This window comes from Bradyrhizobium sp. S69, from assembly GCF_009766005.1.
GTDB lineage: Bacteria > Pseudomonadota > Alphaproteobacteria > Rhizobiales > Xanthobacteraceae > Bradyrhizobium.
Genome location: NZ_LMUK01000042.1, coordinates 471,461 through 488,042, shown reverse-complemented (window position 1 = coordinate 488,042; position 16,582 = coordinate 471,461). Strand labels below are relative to the sequence as shown.

17 protein-coding genes are annotated in these 16,582 nt (G+C 61.4%); 9 read left to right on the top strand and 8 right to left on the bottom strand.

Annotation, left to right across the window (positions count from 1 at the left end):
• Positions 1-12 precede the first annotated feature (12 nt).
• From GSQ88_RS22390 to GSQ88_RS22350, 9 genes are all read left to right on the top strand, one after another.
• Positions 13-1,305: an aromatic ring-hydroxylating oxygenase subunit alpha gene (locus GSQ88_RS22390; protein ID WP_159009912.1), complete on the top strand. Its 1,293-nt coding sequence runs from the start codon at positions 13-15 to the stop codon at positions 1,303-1,305.
• Between the two features lie 11 nt (positions 1,306-1,316).
• Positions 1,317-1,802 carry an aromatic-ring-hydroxylating dioxygenase subunit beta gene (locus GSQ88_RS22385; protein ID WP_159009911.1) on the top strand — a complete coding sequence of 162 codons (486 nt, stop codon included), beginning with the start codon at positions 1,317-1,319 and terminating at the stop codon, positions 1,800-1,802.
• A 17-nt stretch (positions 1,803-1,819) separates the two neighbouring features.
• Positions 1,820-2,581 (top strand): SDR family NAD(P)-dependent oxidoreductase, encoded by a 762-nt coding sequence (locus GSQ88_RS22380; RefSeq protein WP_159009910.1) that lies wholly within the window; start codon positions 1,820-1,822, stop codon positions 2,579-2,581.
• Positions 2,582-2,598: 17 nt separating this feature from the next.
• The gene (locus GSQ88_RS22375) at positions 2,599-2,913 is read left to right on the top strand and encodes a non-heme iron oxygenase ferredoxin subunit (protein WP_159009909.1); all 315 of its coding nucleotides are present in this window, start codon (positions 2,599-2,601) and stop codon (positions 2,911-2,913) included.
• A complete protein-coding gene (locus GSQ88_RS22370) occupies positions 2,900-3,631 on the top strand; it encodes a TetR/AcrR family transcriptional regulator (protein WP_159009908.1) in 732 nt (243 codons plus the stop codon). Before GSQ88_RS22375 ends, GSQ88_RS22370 begins: the two co-directional genes overlap by 14 nt.
• 8 nt (positions 3,632-3,639) lie before the next feature.
• Entirely contained in the window at positions 3,640-4,533 is an 894-nt protein-coding gene (locus GSQ88_RS22365; RefSeq protein ID WP_159009907.1) for a VOC family protein, read from the top strand.
• A gap of 25 nt (positions 4,534-4,558) precedes the next feature.
• A complete protein-coding gene (locus tag GSQ88_RS22360; RefSeq protein ID WP_159009906.1) occupies positions 4,559-5,407 on the top strand; it encodes a VOC family protein in 849 nt (282 codons plus the stop codon).
• A gap of 214 nt (positions 5,408-5,621) precedes the next feature.
• On the top strand, positions 5,622-6,635 hold the full coding sequence (locus GSQ88_RS22355; RefSeq protein ID WP_159009905.1) for an isopenicillin N synthase family dioxygenase: 1,014 nt from the start codon (positions 5,622-5,624) through the stop codon (positions 6,633-6,635).
• Positions 6,636-6,653: 18 nt separating this feature from the next.
• Positions 6,654-7,073, top strand: coding sequence for a VOC family protein (locus GSQ88_RS22350; RefSeq protein ID WP_159009904.1), 420 nt, complete (start codon positions 6,654-6,656; stop codon positions 7,071-7,073).
• A gap of 41 nt (positions 7,074-7,114) precedes the next feature.
• Here the strand turns inward: GSQ88_RS22350 and GSQ88_RS22345 are convergent, their stop codons facing one another.
• The 8 genes from GSQ88_RS22345 to GSQ88_RS22310 all read right to left on the bottom strand — a co-directional run bounded on the left by GSQ88_RS22345 (position 7,115) and on the right by GSQ88_RS22310 (position 16,580).
• Complete coding sequence (locus GSQ88_RS22345; protein ID WP_159009903.1) at positions 7,115-7,831, bottom strand: cysteine hydrolase family protein; 717 nt, start codon at positions 7,829-7,831, stop codon at positions 7,115-7,117.
• A 14-nt stretch (positions 7,832-7,845) separates the two neighbouring features.
• The gene (locus tag GSQ88_RS22340; RefSeq protein ID WP_159009902.1) at positions 7,846-8,781 is read right to left on the bottom strand and encodes an ABC transporter permease; all 936 of its coding nucleotides are present in this window, start codon (positions 8,779-8,781) and stop codon (positions 7,846-7,848) included.
• A gap of 64 nt (positions 8,782-8,845) precedes the next feature.
• Entirely contained in the window at positions 8,846-9,946 is a 1,101-nt protein-coding gene (locus tag GSQ88_RS22335) for an ABC transporter permease (RefSeq protein ID WP_210253863.1), read from the bottom strand.
• Between the two features lie 7 nt (positions 9,947-9,953).
• Positions 9,954-11,456 carry an ABC transporter ATP-binding protein gene (locus tag GSQ88_RS22330; RefSeq protein WP_159009900.1) on the bottom strand — a complete coding sequence of 501 codons (1,503 nt, stop codon included), beginning with the start codon at positions 11,454-11,456 and terminating at the stop codon, positions 9,954-9,956.
• Positions 11,457-11,477: 21 nt separating this feature from the next.
• Positions 11,478-12,575 carry a BMP family ABC transporter substrate-binding protein gene (locus GSQ88_RS22325; protein WP_159009899.1) on the bottom strand — a complete coding sequence of 366 codons (1,098 nt, stop codon included), beginning with the start codon at positions 12,573-12,575 and terminating at the stop codon, positions 11,478-11,480.
• A 461-nt stretch (positions 12,576-13,036) separates the two neighbouring features.
• Positions 13,037-14,704 carry a nickel ABC transporter ATP-binding protein NikE gene (gene nikE, locus GSQ88_RS22320; RefSeq protein ID WP_159009898.1) on the bottom strand — a complete coding sequence of 556 codons (1,668 nt, stop codon included), beginning with the start codon at positions 14,702-14,704 and terminating at the stop codon, positions 13,037-13,039.
• Positions 14,701-15,549 carry an ABC transporter permease gene (locus GSQ88_RS22315; RefSeq protein WP_159009897.1) on the bottom strand — a complete coding sequence of 283 codons (849 nt, stop codon included), beginning with the start codon at positions 15,547-15,549 and terminating at the stop codon, positions 14,701-14,703. Before GSQ88_RS22315 ends, nikE begins: the two co-directional genes overlap by 4 nt.
• Positions 15,546-16,580, bottom strand: coding sequence for an ABC transporter permease (locus tag GSQ88_RS22310; protein ID WP_159009959.1), 1,035 nt, complete (start codon positions 16,578-16,580; stop codon positions 15,546-15,548). The genes GSQ88_RS22315 and GSQ88_RS22310 overlap by 4 nt, the downstream gene beginning before the upstream one ends.
• Positions 16,581-16,582: the final 2 nt, after the last annotated feature.

Here is a 16,582-nt window from a genome sequence, read left to right as displayed (position 1 = left end):
AAAGGAAACGCCATGAACGCGGACAACGCCCAACCGGCCCTGCTCGTGGACCCGGCCCAACGGATATTCAAGGTCGCGCGCCGCAACTTCGTCGATCCTGAGATCTATGAGGCGGAGAAGGAACGAATTTTCGATCGTTGCTGGCTTTATCTCGGACACTCCTCGGAATTGCCGAAGCCTGGCGATTTCATCAGCCGGGTCGTGGCCGGCCGCAGCATTCTCTTCACCCGCGACAGCAAGGGGCAGCTCAGGGCATTGATGAATACCTGCCCGCACCGCGGTGCGCAGGTTTGCCGCGAGCGCAAGGGCAACGCCAAGTCGTTCCAGTGCTTTTATCACGGTTGGGTTTTTGGTTCCGACGGCAAGCTGCGAAGCCAGCCGGGTGAGGATTCCTACCCTGAGGGCTTCAAGGATCGCGAAACCTCGAACATGCAGGCGGCGCCGCGCTTCGAAACCTACAGGGATTTCAACTTCGTCTCATTCGACCGCAACATCATCCCGCTGGTCGACTATCTCGCAGGCGCCCGGGAATATCTCGACGTGATCTGCGACCAGACCGACGCCGGCATGTCGATCGTTGCCGGCAGTCAGGAATACTCGATCCGCGCGAACTGGAAATTGCTGACGGAGAACAGCATCGACGGCTATCACGCCGCCACCACGCACGCGAGTTATTTCGATATTCTGATGAATACCACGGACAATCTGAGCACCGGGCGGATGGGTGGCTTCGGTCACGATCTAGGAAACGGACATGCCGTTCTGGAGTATGGCGCACCGTGGGGACGCCCGGTCGCCCAGTGGATTCCCGGCTGGGGAGAGGCCGGCAAATCCGAAATCGGCAGGCAGTACGATAAATTGCTCGAGCGGTTTGGAAAGGAGCGCGCGGACCGGATCGCGCTGATGAATCGCAATCTCTTCATTTTTCCGAATCTGGTCGTCAACGATATCATGGCCTTGACGGTCCGAACCTATTTCCCGATGGCGCCAGACTACATGGTCATCAACGCCTGGGCATTGGCGCCGAATGACGAGACGTCCTGGGCACGAAAATACCGCCTCAACAATTTCCTCGAATTCCTCGGCCCGGGAGGATTCGCAACGCCCGACGATGCCGAGGCGCTCGAGCATTGTCAGCGTGGATTCAAGAATTCGAAGGAAGCGCAGTGGAACGACATCTCAAAGGGCATGGGCAAGGACAAACCCTCCTACAACGACGAGCTTCAGATGCGCGCCTTCTGGACCCAGTGGAACAGGCAGATGTTCCCGACGCCAATCCCGCAGATCAAGGGCGTTGCAGCCTAAAGGAGGTCGACATGCATTCCGTAAGCCGATCCGACGTTGAAGACTTCCTGTTTGCCGAGGCCGATCTGCTCGATCGATGGCGGCTGCCGGAATGGCTGACCCTGTTCACCGACGACGCTAAATACGAAGTACCCTGCACCGACCTGCCGCCCGATGCGTCACCGGACAGCAGCCTGTTTTATATCGCCGATGACCGGATCAGGCTCGGTGAACGGGTCAAGCGTTTGATGAAACGCACCGCGCACGCCGAATTTCCCCACTCGAAAACCAGTCGAATCGTCGGCAATGTACGGATTCGCGCCAGGACCGATCAGGAGATGGAAGTGAGCTGCGTGTTTCACACGCTCCGGACCAAGGACGGCACCACCGATTTGTATTTCGGGACCAGCAACTATCGGCTGACGACCAACGGGGAAGATTTTCTTATCAGAGAAAAGCGATGCCTGCTCGGCAGCGAAGGGCTGCGTCCGCACGGCCGCATCAGTATCGTGCTCTAGATGAAGACGGACGCCAGATGAATTCGCAATTCTCCGGTCAGGTTGTTGTCGTCACCGGTGCCGCAAGCGGTATCGGCGCGGTGATCGCCAAGCATTTCGCGGAAGCCGGCGCGCGCCTGGTGATCTCGGATGTCGATGAAAAGCGATTGAGGTCCGTTGCCGAAAAACTCGAGGCAACGGGCTTCAATAGGCCGACAATCAAGACAGGCGACCTGTCGCAAGAGGATGTCGCGGGCGACTTGATCAAATGTGCGATCGACGCCTACGGCACCATTGACGTGCTGGTCAACAATGCCGGCGGCGGCATCATCAAGCCGTTCCTCGATCACACCCCGGACACCCTGCGCACCACGATAGACCGCAATTTATGGACCGCGCTGTGGTGCACGTGGCATGCCGTTCCCACCATGAAGGCCAAGGGCTATGGCCGCGTCGTGAATATCGGCGCCGATTCGGTCCGCAACGGCCTGTGGGATCACGCGGCCTATAATGCCGCGAAAGGCGGTGTCCATGCCATGGTCACCGGGCTCGCCCGCGAATTCGCCAAGGACGGCATTACCTTCAATGTCGTCGCGCCATGCATCGTGAACACACCACAAGTCCAGAAAGCGACCTTGATGTCGCCGCAGGCGTTGCAACGATTTGTCGACGTGGTGCCGATGGGTCGCGCCGGCGAAATGGACGAAGTTGCATCCATGGTTTGCTATTTGGCTTCGAAAGAAGCCTCGTTCGTGACCGGACAGGTCATCAGCGTCAACGGCGGCAGCACGATGTTATGACGGATACGACGGATATCATGACCAGCAGCGTTCTGATCGGTGCCATCGCCGACTTTCCCGACGGCGAAATCCGTCCCGCATCGATGCCTGACGGGACGACGCTCGCCGTCTATAATGTGGCCGGAACGATCTATGCAACGGCGGATCTATGTACGCATGGCGAGGCCTCGCTGTCGGAGGAAGGCATGCTAAGCGGAAAAATCGTCGAATGCCCCTGGCATTTCGGGACTTTTGACGTGACCACCGGCAAGCCCACGGGCATGCCGTGCACGGTGGCACTGCGGACGTTCCCGGTCACCATCATTGAAGAAAGCGTCTATGTCGAATTCTAAAGAGCCAAAGCCGACCGGCCGCCCTACGCCCGCAACGCTGCGGGCCGCCGCCCCGCGGCAAAAACTGCGATCGCGCCGAGACAGCTCCGCCGAGCCCAAATACGCATCGCGCCGAACCCAGGCGGAACGCAGCGAGACCACGCGCAAGCAATTGCTGGAGGCCGCGATCAAGCTGGTGCGCGCCAAAGGCTTCGGCGGGTTGCGGACGGTCGAGGTCGCCGACCTCGCCGGCGTCTCGCGCGGCGCCTTGCTGCACCATTTCAAGAACAAGCATGCCCTCGTCGTCGCGGTCCTGCAATATGTCAACGAGCTTTCGCTGACCCAGAGCGCACGGCGTGCACAATCCGCCCGGACGGTTGGCGACCCGATCGAGGGAATTATTCAGGACGCCCGGGACTTCTATTTCGGGGATTATTTTTTCCTCGAACTTGCGATCGCCATGAGCGACGAAAGTTCGCACAATCTCAAACGCGAAACCTACCAGATCTCACGGCCAACCCGATTTTCCGTTGAAGCTGCGTGGGCTGATACGCTGGTTTCGGCGGGTCTGCCAAAGCAGCTCGCCAGTGACATTCTCGCCCTGACCATGAGCGTGGTCCGCGGCTTTTCAGTACGGACCCTGATCGAAAACGATCCCGAGCAATTTTCCCGATTACTGAAGGTCTGGCGCGACATCATCCGTCTGCATATCGCCTCGTCGATCAAATCCCGAAAGTAGCACTGAGCATGAACAGCCCGGGACAACCATCATCGCAAACAAGTTCGATCATCCAGCTCTGCTATGTGCGGCTCGCGGTTGCGCAACCGCAGGCCGCGGCGACGTTTGCGACGGATATCCTTGGGCTGGAACACGTTCCCAACAAGCTTGAACCGTTTCTGTACCGCTCCGACCAGCGCTATCACACGCTCTGTCTGACCACGGCAACGGAAAAATCCAGCATTGGCATCGAGATCGCAGGCGAATCAGCGCTCGATCGCGTGGCGGAAGCGCTGACAAGCGATGGGTTTTCCACACGCGAAGCAACGGAGGATGAATGCGGCAGGCGCTTCGTTCGCCGCGCGCTCATCGCCCAGGACGCCAGCGGCAATGAAATCGATCTGGTTTTGCGGCCGGCGCAAAGCGGCCGCCGCTATTTCCCGAGCCGTGACGCCGGCGTCACCGGCTTGCAAAGCGTCGGCCTCCGCAGCCGCGCGATGAAAGACGATCTCAGATTATGGACGACGATCCTGGATGCCAAGGTAACCGACCGGGTTGGCGAGGTGACTTATCTCGGGATCGACCAGAAGCATCACCGCGTCGTGCTCTATCCCTCCGACAAAGCAGGCCTCGTCTATGTTTCGTACGGTGTCGAAAGCATGGATGCCGTGATGCAGAACAATTATTTCGTCCAGGAGCGTCAGCTCAAGATCGTACAAGGCCCTGGACGTGAACCGACATCGGGCCAGATATTCCTGCGATTTGCCGGGCCCGAGGGTTATGTTTTCTCATACAGCTACGGCCTGAGCGATATCGGACCTCACCATCGCCCCCGGCAATTTACGCTCGAGGCTTCCTCGCTCTGCGAATGGGGAAGCGAATGCGCCGATATCGCCGAATTGCAGCCCGCCCGGGCCGGATGAAGCATCCCCTGCACAGGAGAGCAACATGATCGAACTCAAGGATCTATCCTATGTGAGAATGGGAACGTCCAATCTCGAAGACGCCGAAAACTTTGCGACCAGATGCCTGGGACTGCAGATCGGTGAACAGTCGGGGAAGGCGCTGTATCTCCGTTCGGACGATCGCGCACACACGCTGTGCTATTTTGAAGGCGACCCAGGCGATCAGACCGTGGGATTCGAGGTCGAAGACGAGAGCACACTGGACGCCGCCGCCGCGACGCTGGATCGGCTGGGTCACCCCGTGCACGCGGGCACGCCGACCGAATGCGCGCTGCGCAAGGTGAAAGCGTTCATCGGTTTCAAGGATCCCACCGGCAACCAGATCGAACTGGTGGTCCGGCCGGAGCGTAGCGGCAAGCGCTACTTTGCCACACGGGATGCGGGTATCACCGGTTTCAGCCACGTCGGCCTCAACACCACCAATTCCGCAAGAGACGAGAAATTCTGGACCCAGGTTTGCAACGCACGAGTCAGTGACCGGATCGGCGACATCGCGCTAATGCGCGTCAACGCGATCCATCACACGATCGCGCTGGCGCCGGGCCGCGGGCCCGGCATTCAACACGTCAACCATCAGGTCGAGAGCAACGACGACGTGCTGCGCTCCTACTACCATTTGTCGGGCCAGCGTGTTCCGATCGTGTTCGGTCCGGGGCGTCATCCGACCTCGGGCGCGCGCTTCCTCTACTTCCAGGGCCCGGACGGCATGGTGTTCGAATATTCCGTCGGCGTGGATGAAATCGAGGATGAGGAAACCCATCGCCCGCGCCAATTCGGATTTGAGCCGTCCAGCCTGTGCATGTGGGGCTCAAAATCGGCGCGCGCCCGTTAGTTTCCGCAATCTCGCCGAGTACATCGAACCGTCCGACCCGACGGCCGGTGCGCCTGTGCCGACCGATACGCTCTGGCATTTGGCCAACGAGCCTGGAAGGCAGAACGGGTTCATTGCTGAGCTTTCATGGCACGGATTGTGCTTCGTGCAGGCCTGAAAAGCAGCGCTTATTGCCGCTGCTTCCTGCAAGAGAGTTCCGGCAAGGATATCCTTCATGACGCTGATGAGCATTCCCATTATCGACCTCTCCGGCTATCGCGCCGGTTCCTCCGAGGGCAAACAGGCGGTGGCCAGGGAGGTGGCGCAAGCCTGCCGCGACATCGGCTTTCTGGTGATTACCGGGCATGGCGTCTCCCCCGCGCTGGTCGACCGCGTCGACGCCAGTGCACGGGCTTTTTTCAACCTGCCGATGGCAGCCAAGATGGCGCTCAAACGTCCAAAGGACGATCAGGTTCGCGGTTATAGCGCGGTTGGCGACGAAGGCCTGTCCTACAGCCTAGGCGAGAAATCACCAGGCGATCTCAAGGAATCTTTTTCGATCGGTCCGGTCGACGTTCCCGATGATCCGTACTTCAACGGCCCGGCCGCCGGACCGCATTTTGCACCGAACCTCTGGGCACCGCAAATCCCGGACTTCGAGGCGTCCTGGAAAGAATATTTCGAAGCGATGTCGGAGCTCTCCAAGACCATGATGCGCATCTTCGCGCTCGGCCTCGATCTTCCCGAGACCTATTTCGACGACAAGATCGACCGCCATATCAGCATGTTTCGCTCGCTCAAATATCCCAATCAGATCGAGGCACCGCTGCCCGGCCAATTGCGCGCCGGCGCGCATTCCGACTATGGCAGCCTGACCATCGTGCGCACCGAAGATCGCCCGGGCGGGCTGCAGGTCTACAACAAGGCCGGACAATGGGTCGACGTTCCCGCCGTAGGCGGAGCATTCGTGGTCAATATCGGCGATCTCATGATGCAGTGGACCAACGATCTCTGGTCTTCCACCCTGCATCGCGTCGCCAATCCGCCACGCGAGAAGGCGCACGACAGCGCGCGACTTTCGCTGGTGTTCTTCCATCAGCCGAATTACGACGCGATGGTGGAATGTCTGGAGAGCTGCACCAGCCCCGGCAACCCCGTCAAATATGAGCCGGTGTCGTCAGGCGACCATCTGACCAGCAAATTCGTCAAGCAGACGACCTTCGGCGAAGGCGCCAAGAAATCAGCATGAAATCAGCGTGAAATCGGCATGACCAGTCCCGCAACAGGATCACCCCACAAGGCGACGCTGTCCTACGTCAACGTGTTTGCAAAGGACATCATCGCCCTCAGCCAGTTCTACATCGACGTGTTCGGATTCACGGAGATCGAGAAAATCCGCTCGCCGATTTTCCGGGGGCTCGACACCGGCAGCAGCAGCCTCGGCTTCAATGCGCCGGATGCCTACGGCCTGCTGAAGCTTGATGCCTATTCCGATGTGAGCGGCGTCAAGTTCCTGCTCAACATCGATGTCGCCAGCGCCGCCGAAGTCGATCAGTTGACGCCGAAAGCCGTCTCGCTGGGCGCACAACTGATAAAACCGCCCTACAAGACCTATTACAACTGGTATCAGGCGGTTCTGCTCGATCCCGAGCAGAACGTCTTCCGCATCAACCATATGCTGGAATGAGGACGCCCGAGAAGCGCCAGCGCGCTTCGCGGGCGACAACCTCAGGCAATTTTCGCAGACCGCTCCGGCGCAATACCGGCATTCCTGCGGCTTTCCCACTCCGCCGCGAGATCAGCTGAATCGACCACCAGGCCGAGATGCAGCGAGACCATTGCCAAGGCGGCGGCTTCCAGATTGTCATCGGTGCCCCGTACCAGATCCTGCGCCACGACCACGCGGTAGTTATGGTTGTTGGCATCGAAAGCCGTATTCAGGACACAGCAATCGGTGAAACCGCCGTTGAGAACGATGGTCTCCACCCGCATGTTGCGCAGCAGGAAATCGAGATCGGTCGGATAAAATGCCGAAAGACGACGCTTGGTCTCGACAATCAGATCGTCGGCTTCGACTCGCGTCACGAATTCGGTCCAGCGCGAACCTTCGATGGCATGCGCATCGCTGTTGGGAATGGCGCCGACATGCAGCGGGAAAGTGCGCCGCCACGCCGCACTGATGCCGGCAAGATCGTCGGCGCCGCCACGCCGCAGTACCGAGCGGACGTGGATGATGGGGATGCCGAGCGCGCGAACCTGATCGTGAAAGGCATCGATCGGCGCCACCACATCGCGTGCACGCGGCGCCGGACAGGGACAGTCCGGCGACGGGTCGAGATGGCCGCGATGCATATCGATCGACACTACCGCGGTCCTGGCGGGATCGAGGTAGTCGTCGAAGCCGCCGGTGATGTCGCGCGGCTTTCCGTAGACATGAATGCGCATGGGACTTGTCCTCGTTATCGCCGTTCTTCGCGCACATGCGGCTGGCCGAGCGCTCCGGGCTCGCCCTGGTGGCCACGGTTGCGCGCGCCCACCCATATCATGACCGCCAGCGTCGCCAGATAAGGCGTCATCAGCACGAGATATTGCGGCGCGCGGATTCCGGCCGCCGCGATACGCGGAACCACGCCCTCGATACAGCCGAACAGCAGCGCGCCGGCCAGCGCCGGCCACGGCGCCCAGCGGGCAAATACCACCAACGCGACCGCGATCCAGCCGCGGCCGCCGACCATGCCGGTGATCCAGAGCTTGACGCTGACGACGGAGATATAGCCGCCCGCGAGACCCAGCAGCGACGAACCCACCACGATGGCGCCGATCCGATACAGCGACACGCTGAGCCCGGCGGCATCCGCAGCCGCCGGATTCTCGCCGACCGCGCGCAGTTTCAGTCCCAGCATCGAGCCCCGCAGGAAAATCGAAACGGCGAAGAAGATCGGAATCGCGAGATAGACGATCGGATCCTGAACGAACAGGATGCGACCGATCACCGGAATGTCGGACAGCGGCCAGATCGCGATCTTGTTCAGTCCCGCGATCGGATGGTTCTGCCAGTTCGCCAACGTGCCGATCAGGCCGGTCAGCCCCTGGCAGAAGAATACGACCGAGAGGCCCGCGATCACCTGGTTGACGCGCAGGATCACGACGAGGCTCGCAAACAATAGCGATACGATACTCGCGGCCAGCATCGCGACCACGAGCGCGACCAGCGGATGGTTGCCGATGGTCAGGCATGTGCCCACACCGGCGACGGCGCCGACCAGCATCAGTCCTTCGGCGGTCAGATTGAGAACGCCGGAGCGCTCGGAGATGATCAGGCCGAGCGCCGCGAATGCGTAAGGCGCAGCGGTGCCCGGGACATTCGCCAGCCAGTTGATGAGGAAATCTTGCATTATGCCTTGGGCTCACTTGTCTTGGGCACGCTTGCGATATCCGGCCTCGAGATGACGCCCATCTTCAACGTGTCCAGCGAACACGATGGCGAATCAGGAACTCGGACGATGCAACCGCGATCACGATGATCGCCTCGACCAATTGCACCATCGTGAAGGGGATCTGGTAGAACACCTGCAGGGTCTGGCCAGTCACGAACAGCACCGCGAGCAGGAAGCCGACGATCACCACGACGATCGGATCGTTGCGCGACAGAAACGCGATCAGAATGCCGGAAAATACGTAGCCGTCGAAGAAGGATTGCGTCAGCCGCCCTTCCTGGCTGGTGACGTTGACGAACCCGGCAAGGCCCGCCGCGGCCCCGGAGGCTGCGATCACGACGAGGCTGATGGTTCGCACCGGCACGCCGACGACCTTCGCCATATTGGCATTGGCACTGATGAAGCGCATGTAAAATCCGGCGCGACTGAGATGTACCGCCCAGGCGGCGACTGCGGCGACCGCGAGCGCGACCAGCAGCGCGCTGTTGACGCCAGAGCCGATATCGGAAAGCCGTTCGAACGGGCGGTACTGGCTCGACTGCGGAAACGCGGTCTTGGAATCCTGCCATGCGCCATAGAGCAAATGGAGCAAGAAGTAGGACGCGATATAGTTCATCAGCAGCGTCGAGATGATCTCGTTGACGCGAAAACGCACCTTCATCCAATAGGCCAGCAGCACCCACAAGATACCGCCTGCGGATGCGGCAATGCCCATCACGACAATTCGCGTCGATTCTGGTCCGATGTTGTAGATCGACACGGCGGTTGCGAAAATGCCGCCGAACACCATCTGGCCCTCAAGGCCGAGATTCCAGAACCCGATTCGAAACGCCAGGCCAGCGCCGAGCCCGACCAGAATAAGCGGCGCCGCGCGCACCAGCACCGAACGCAGACTGTTGGCATTGAACACGCCCGCAAGCTCCTTGGCGAGATCGAGCGGCGCGATGCCGGCAAGGTCGAGGATGACAACTGAAATAGCCAGACCGATCGCCAGCGAACCGCCGAGAATGCCCGCCTGTTTCCACGGCGAGATCGTTTGACGGATGTCCAGCGTGAAGCGGCCGAGGCCGCGACGCGGCGGCCGCTTCGGCGGCGGCGCCGGTTGGCTCTCGAGGGAGATCATCGCGACATCATGCATGGTCCACCATCGCGCGGCCAATCTCCTGACGATCGGCGGGCCGATTGAACTCGGCCACGATCCGGCCCCGCGTCATGACGCCAATCCGATCCGAGAGGGCGAGAATTTCGTCGAGGTCTTCGCTGATGAGCACGACCGCGGCGCCGCGGTCGCGAGCGGCGAGTAGCCGTTCATGCACGGCGGCGCAGGCTCGCACATCGAGCCCGCGGCTTGGGCTATGGGCCACCACCACCGTCGGCTGACGGCTGAATTCGCGAGCGATCACCAGCTTCTGGGCGTTGCCCCCGGACAACAGCGCCGCCTTTTGCCCGACGCTGCGAACGCCCTGCACGTCGTAGGCGGTGATCGCTTCGGACGCATCGCGGCGTATCGCCGCGCGATCGATCAGCCACGGCGGCCCATAACAGCCGGACTCAATGGTGGCGACCGCAAAATTGTCTGCGATCGACAGTGAACCCGCGAGCGCGAACGCATAGCGATCGGCTGGGATCGCGGCGAGACCGGCTTCACGCCGGATGGCGGCCGGTGCCGCTCCGATATCGCCCGGCCCCTCCAGCCAGATTTCGCCCGACAGCGGCTGGCGCGCACCGATCAGCGCCTCGGCAAGTTCGGCCTGGCCATTGCCGCTGACGCCGGCAAGGCCGTAGATCTCACCCGCGCGGACAAAAAAGCTGGTATCGGCCACCATCACCTGCCCGTCGCTGCGGGCGCAATGCAAGGCTCCTACATTAAGAAGCGTCGTTCCCAGCGGACGCTCCGTTCGGTCCGGCAGCGGCGCGGTCTGGCCGACGGTCAATTCCGTCAGCTCCGCCGCGCTGGCGACACGCGGATCGGCCGTCGCCACCGTCCGTCCACCCCGCATGATGGTGACGGCGTCGGCGTAGCGCTTGACCTCGTGAAGCTTGTGGGTGACCAGCACCACCGCGACGCCGCTCTGGGCCAGACGGCGAACGGTTTCCAGCAGCCGTTCGGCCTCAACGTCCGTCAGCACCGCCGTCGGCTCGTCGAGAATGAGAATCTTGGCGCCGCCAAGCAGCACCTTGATGATTTCCACCTGCTGCTGTTCGGCGACCGTGAGATCCTCGACCCGCCGGTCGGGATCGATATCGAAGCCGAGCTGAGCCGCCTGCTCGCGCACGCCGTCACGAATGTCCCGGATACCCGAACGAAAATGACGCCGCGGATTAGCCAACAGGATATTCTCGGCAACGGTGAACGGCTTCACCAGCTTGAAATGCTGGTGAACCATGCCGATGCCGCGGGCACGGGCGTCGGCCGGCCCGGACAGCGCAACCGCTTCGCCGTGGATGGCGACGGTTCCGGTGTCCGGCACATAGAAACCGGCCGCGATGTTCATCAGCGACGACTTTCCCGCGCCGTTCTCGCCAAGCAGGGCGTGGACCTCACCGGATTTCGCGGCGAAGACGGCGCCATCAAGCGCGATGACGCCGTCGAACGACTTTTTGATTCCGGTGAGTTCAAGCGCGGGAGTCATCGATTAAGTCCGGTCACACCGCTATTTCTGCGCGATCACGCCCGGTATGTACCAGTCCATCTTCCAGAGCCCGCCGTCATCGATCGGCTTGCCTTCGGCGAGCACCTCTTTGCCTGTGGTGTCCTTCATGGGCCCGGTGAAGATCTGCTTGCCGGCGATGATCGCGTCACGCTCCGCCATCACCTTGTCGGCGAGATCCTTTGGCACCGCGGTGCCGCAGCAGGCGATATCGGTGCCGCCCTCCTTGATGCCGGGGAATGCGCCGTAGGGATTTGGTTGCCAATTGCCCGCGGCCACCTTCTTCAGCTCAGGCGACAGGAACTTGTCCCATGTCCAGACCGACGAGCACAGCGTCGCCTTCGGCGCGAACTCGCGCAAATCGCGATGATGCCCGGTGCCGTAAATGCCGCGTTCCTGCGCGACAATCTGCGGCGTCGGCGTATCGACGTGCTGGCCGATCACGTCGATGCCCTGATCCGCCATCGCCTCTGCGGCCGCGCGCTCCTTTACGGGATCATTCCACGCACCGGTGAAGATGACCGTGACGGTTGCCTTTGGATTTATCTTCTGGGCGCCGAGTTCATAGGCGTTAATGGTCCAGTTCACCGGACCGATCGGATGCGCTGCGACGAAGCCGAGCTTGCCGGTTTTGGACATTCCGCCGGCGATCATGCCGCAGAGATACTGGCTCTCATAGGTCCGGCCATAGAACGATTCGAGGTTCGGGCCGTTCGTGGTCCCCGACGCGTTGAGGAAAGCGACCTGCGGATACTTTTCCGACAGCTCCTTGAAGGCGTCGGAATATCCAAACGCCGTTCCGATAATGACGTTGTAACCGCGCTGGATGAACTGCTCCGCGGCCGGTTTGATTTGGCCGGCCACCTCGGGCACTTTTTCGACGAAAGGAATCTTCATGCCGACCGCGGTCTCGATCTTCGGACGCGCCTCGTCGAAAGCCTGGGTCCAGCCACCATCGTTCTTCTGATCGAAGTACAGGAACGCGATCTTCGGCGCTGCCGGAAGCGTAAAGCCGGCGGCGTAAGCCACCGCGCCGCAAGAGACCACCGCGCCCGCCGCGATCAACGTCGTCCAATATCTCGTCTTCCATTCCGGTCGCATGATCCTTAACTCCTTTTGCCCCCACCATGGAGCGATGGCATCGTTGCCCGAGCGGATAGTTTCAAACCAAGCGGCAAATAGCGCGCCCAATGTTTGCGCAGCCGGAGACGCTATAGCGGGCAATGGAGCCCGCTGGCGCCGCGCGTTTTACGATGGGATTTTCGGCTGTGCTGAAACGCTATAGCGCACGATACCGCGCCGGTTTCGCTACCGGCGCGCGGCGCCGACAAAGGCCAGAGTCCGTTGCTGCCTCAGCGTTGTGCACGGAATCAGCGACGTGAACATTGCGATTGCCGTGATGAGCCCGGCGGGCCCGGATCGCGCGATGGTACCCGAGAGTTGAAGTTCTGAAGTAATGACAATTCTGGTTGCGGCGTCTTGCGGTTGCAAAGAACCGTCCATGTTTGTCTCGCGCGACCGGCCACCGAAGCGGTGACCGCCAACGCACGGTTGACCGACCGTCAGGTCACAGCCAAGGCAGGTGCACGGCGGATATGCGGCACCGCCTCGACCAACTCGCGCGTATAGTCGGTTTTTGGATTTTCAAACATCGCCCGGCTTTCGCCCTCCTCGACAATGCCGCCGTTGCGCAAGACGATCGTGCGGTCGCACATCATGCGAACGACATTGAGGTCGTGGCTGACGAAGAGAAACGCCAAATTATCCTCGCGCCGCAGCCGATCAAGCAGTTGCAGCACGACGGCCTGCACCGATACGTCGAGCGCGGCCGTAGGCTCGTCCAGCACCAGCAGGCGCGGCCGGCAGGCGATCGCGCGGGCAATGCCGACGCGCGCCTTCTGCCCCCCGGAGAGCTGATGTGGAAAGCGTTCGAGCAAATCCGGGGGCAGCCCAACCCGCTCCGCGCATTCTCTCACGCGTTTTGTAAGTGCTGCGCCCGGCTTCATCTTGCCAAGCCTCAGCAGCGGATGGGCAATGCAGTTGAAGCCATTAAAGCGCGGATTCAGGCTTTCGTTCGGGTCCTGGAACACGATCTGGATGTCCTTGCGGAACGGCGATCGATGGAAATCCCGCGCCGGCACATGGCCGATCGAGTATCCGTCGAACAGGATTTCACCCTCGGTGGGATCGATCAAACGACAGATCATGCGCGACGTCGTGGTCTTGCCGGAGCCGGATTCGCCGACCAGCCCGACGCTCTCGCCGGCCGCCATCGTCATTGAAAAGTCCGCGATCGCGGCAGGTCCGTCGTCATATCGCTTGGTCAGGGACTTGATGTCCAGCAGCAGCGGCGTGCCGGGAGCCGGCGCGGACTTTGGAACAAGCCGCGCCGCGAGGAACGGGCCCCTCTCCTCTTCGGGCACCAGATCCTCGACCCGGGAGCTGACCGTCGGTGACGCCGCGACAAGACGCTTTGAGTAGGGATGCTTGGGTGCGTGAAACAACTCTACCGGTTCGGCCTCCTCGACCAATCGTCCCTTTTCCATCACAACGACGCGGCGGCAATAGCGAGCGGCCAGGCCAAGATCGTGCGTGATGAGAATGGTCGCCATGCCGCGCTCGGCAGCGATCGCGGCCAACAGATCCATCACCACTTTTTGCGTGGTGACGTCGAGCCCGGTGGTCGGTTCGTCCGCGATCAACAAGGCGGGATTGCAGGAGATCGCAATCGCGATCATCACGCGCTGGCACATTCCGCCGGACAATTCGTGCGGGAATGCGGTCATTCGCTGTTCGGGATTTCGGATTTGCACGGCGCGCAGCAGGTCGAGCGAAGCCGCCCGCGCCTCGTCTTTCGATATCCGTCGATGGGTCAATATCGCGTCGGCGAGCTGTTGACCGATGGCGCGGATCGGATTGAGCGCGGCGCGCGGGTTTTGAAAGATCATCGACATCGCGGCGCCCTTCAAATGCCGGAAGTCGCCGCTCGGGATTCTCGTGATATCCTGGCCGCGAAAAACGATCCGGCCCGCGGTAATCCGACCCGCCGCATCGAGCAGCCGCGTCGTCGCAAAACCGGTGACGGATTTTCCCGATCCGCTCTCGCCGACGAGGCCGAGCACCTCGCCCTCATCGACCGACAGGGTCACGCCGCGAACGGCTTCGACCATCCCGCGCCTCGTCGAGAAGCTGACATGCAGGTCTTCTATGCGCAGCAACGGGCCGGTCATGTCCGCATGCGGGGATCGAGAATATCCCTCATTCCATCGCCGAGCAGGTTGAAGCACAGCACGGCCAGCATCAACGAAAGCCCGGGAAAAGCCACCAGCCACCATTTGCCGGTCGAGATGAAGCGCGCGCCCTCCGCGACCATGATGCCCCATTCCGGCGTCGGCGGCGTGACGCCCAGCCCGATGAAGGACAGCCCCGCCGCGTTGAGAATGGCCCAGCCGAGATTGAGCGACATCTGGACTGCCATCGCCGGCAGTATGTTCGGCAACAGGAAACGCAGGACAACCGACAAATGGCTGTCGCCGCAAGCGCGCGCGGCCTCGACCCACCCCAGATTGCGGCGGATGTTGACCTCGGCGCGCGAAAAACGAATGTAGAAAGGAAGATTGATGATGGCGGTTGCAATGACGATATTCTCGATCCTGTTGCCGAGCGCCGCGACCATTGCCATCGCCAGCACGAACAGCGGAAAGGCCATCAGAACGTCGACAAAGCGGCCAACCGCGCGATCGAGCCGGCCGCCGATATAGCCGCAGAGCGAGCCGATCACCGCACCGAGCACAAAGGAAACGCCGACGGCCGAAACCGCGATGGTAAGGTCAAGCCGTGTCGCGACGATCAGCCGGCTGAAGCTATCGCGGCCGAGTTGGTCTGTTCCAGCGAGGTGCGCCCAGCTCGGCGGTTGGAGCGCCTGCGGCACGTCTGAACTCACCGGATCGTAAGGTACGATCGACGGCCCAAAGATCGCGATCAAAACCAGGGCGAACACGCCTGCCGCGGCAATTCCGGTGAGCGGGTTGCCGCGCAGGATCCAGGCGGCATGTCGGAGCGTTGCGGCGGTCATCCGACGGAAACCCGCGGGTCGGCGATGCCATAGAGCACGTCAATGACCAGATTGACGATCACGAATATGCTGGCCATCAACAGCACAAAACCCTGCACCGGCGCGTAATCGGAAGAAAGCAAAGCGTCCAGTGCATAGGAGGCGACGCCCGGCCAGGAGAACACTTTCTCGACCAGCACATTGGCGCCGAGCATGGTGGAGAAAACAATTCCCGCAATGGTGATGACCGGCAGGATAGCATTGCGCAGCGCATAGGTCACCACAATGCGCCACCAGGACAAGCCAACGGACCGCGCCGTCCGCACGAAGTCGCTGCCCAGCGACACCAGCATCGAGGCCCTCGTAATCCGCGCCAGCGGTGCGATGACGAACAGCGCCATGGTGACCGCCGGCAGAATGAGCTGCTTGAATGCCCCCCACCAGCCGCTGACGTCGCCGGCCAAAAGGAAATCGACCAGCAGGAAGCCGGTTCGCGACGGCGGCAATGAGGTAAAGATGTCGATGCGGCCTGTCGGGTCGGGAGCAATACCAAGCAGGTAATAGAAGACATAAATCAGCAGCAGGCCCGACACGAATGTCGGCACACAGACCCCAAGCGCGCAGAACAGGCGAATGCCATGGTCGATGAGGGATCCTGGCCGGAGCGCCGCCAACACGCCAAGCGGTATCGCGAACACCAGCGCGATCAGCAGCGCCGAGAAGGTCAGCTCCAGTGACGCGGGAAGCCGGTCACGCAAATCCTTGGTGACGGATTGTCCGGTCATGATCGAGTTTCCGAGATTTCCGCGACCGAGATCGTAGAGATAATACACCAGCTGCTGCGGCACCGGCTTGTCCAACCCCATCTGCTTGCGGATCAGTTCGATCTCGGCCTTGCCGGCGTTGGGTCCGGAGGCAAAGAATACCGCGGGATCGCCGGGCAGCACCCGCATCAGCAGGAATGTGAAGACGAGCACGCCGAACAACGCAGGCAAAGAGGACAGGAAGCGCTTCGCCGCCCGTTTCACCGTCGCACCAAGCGTCGTGATGATCA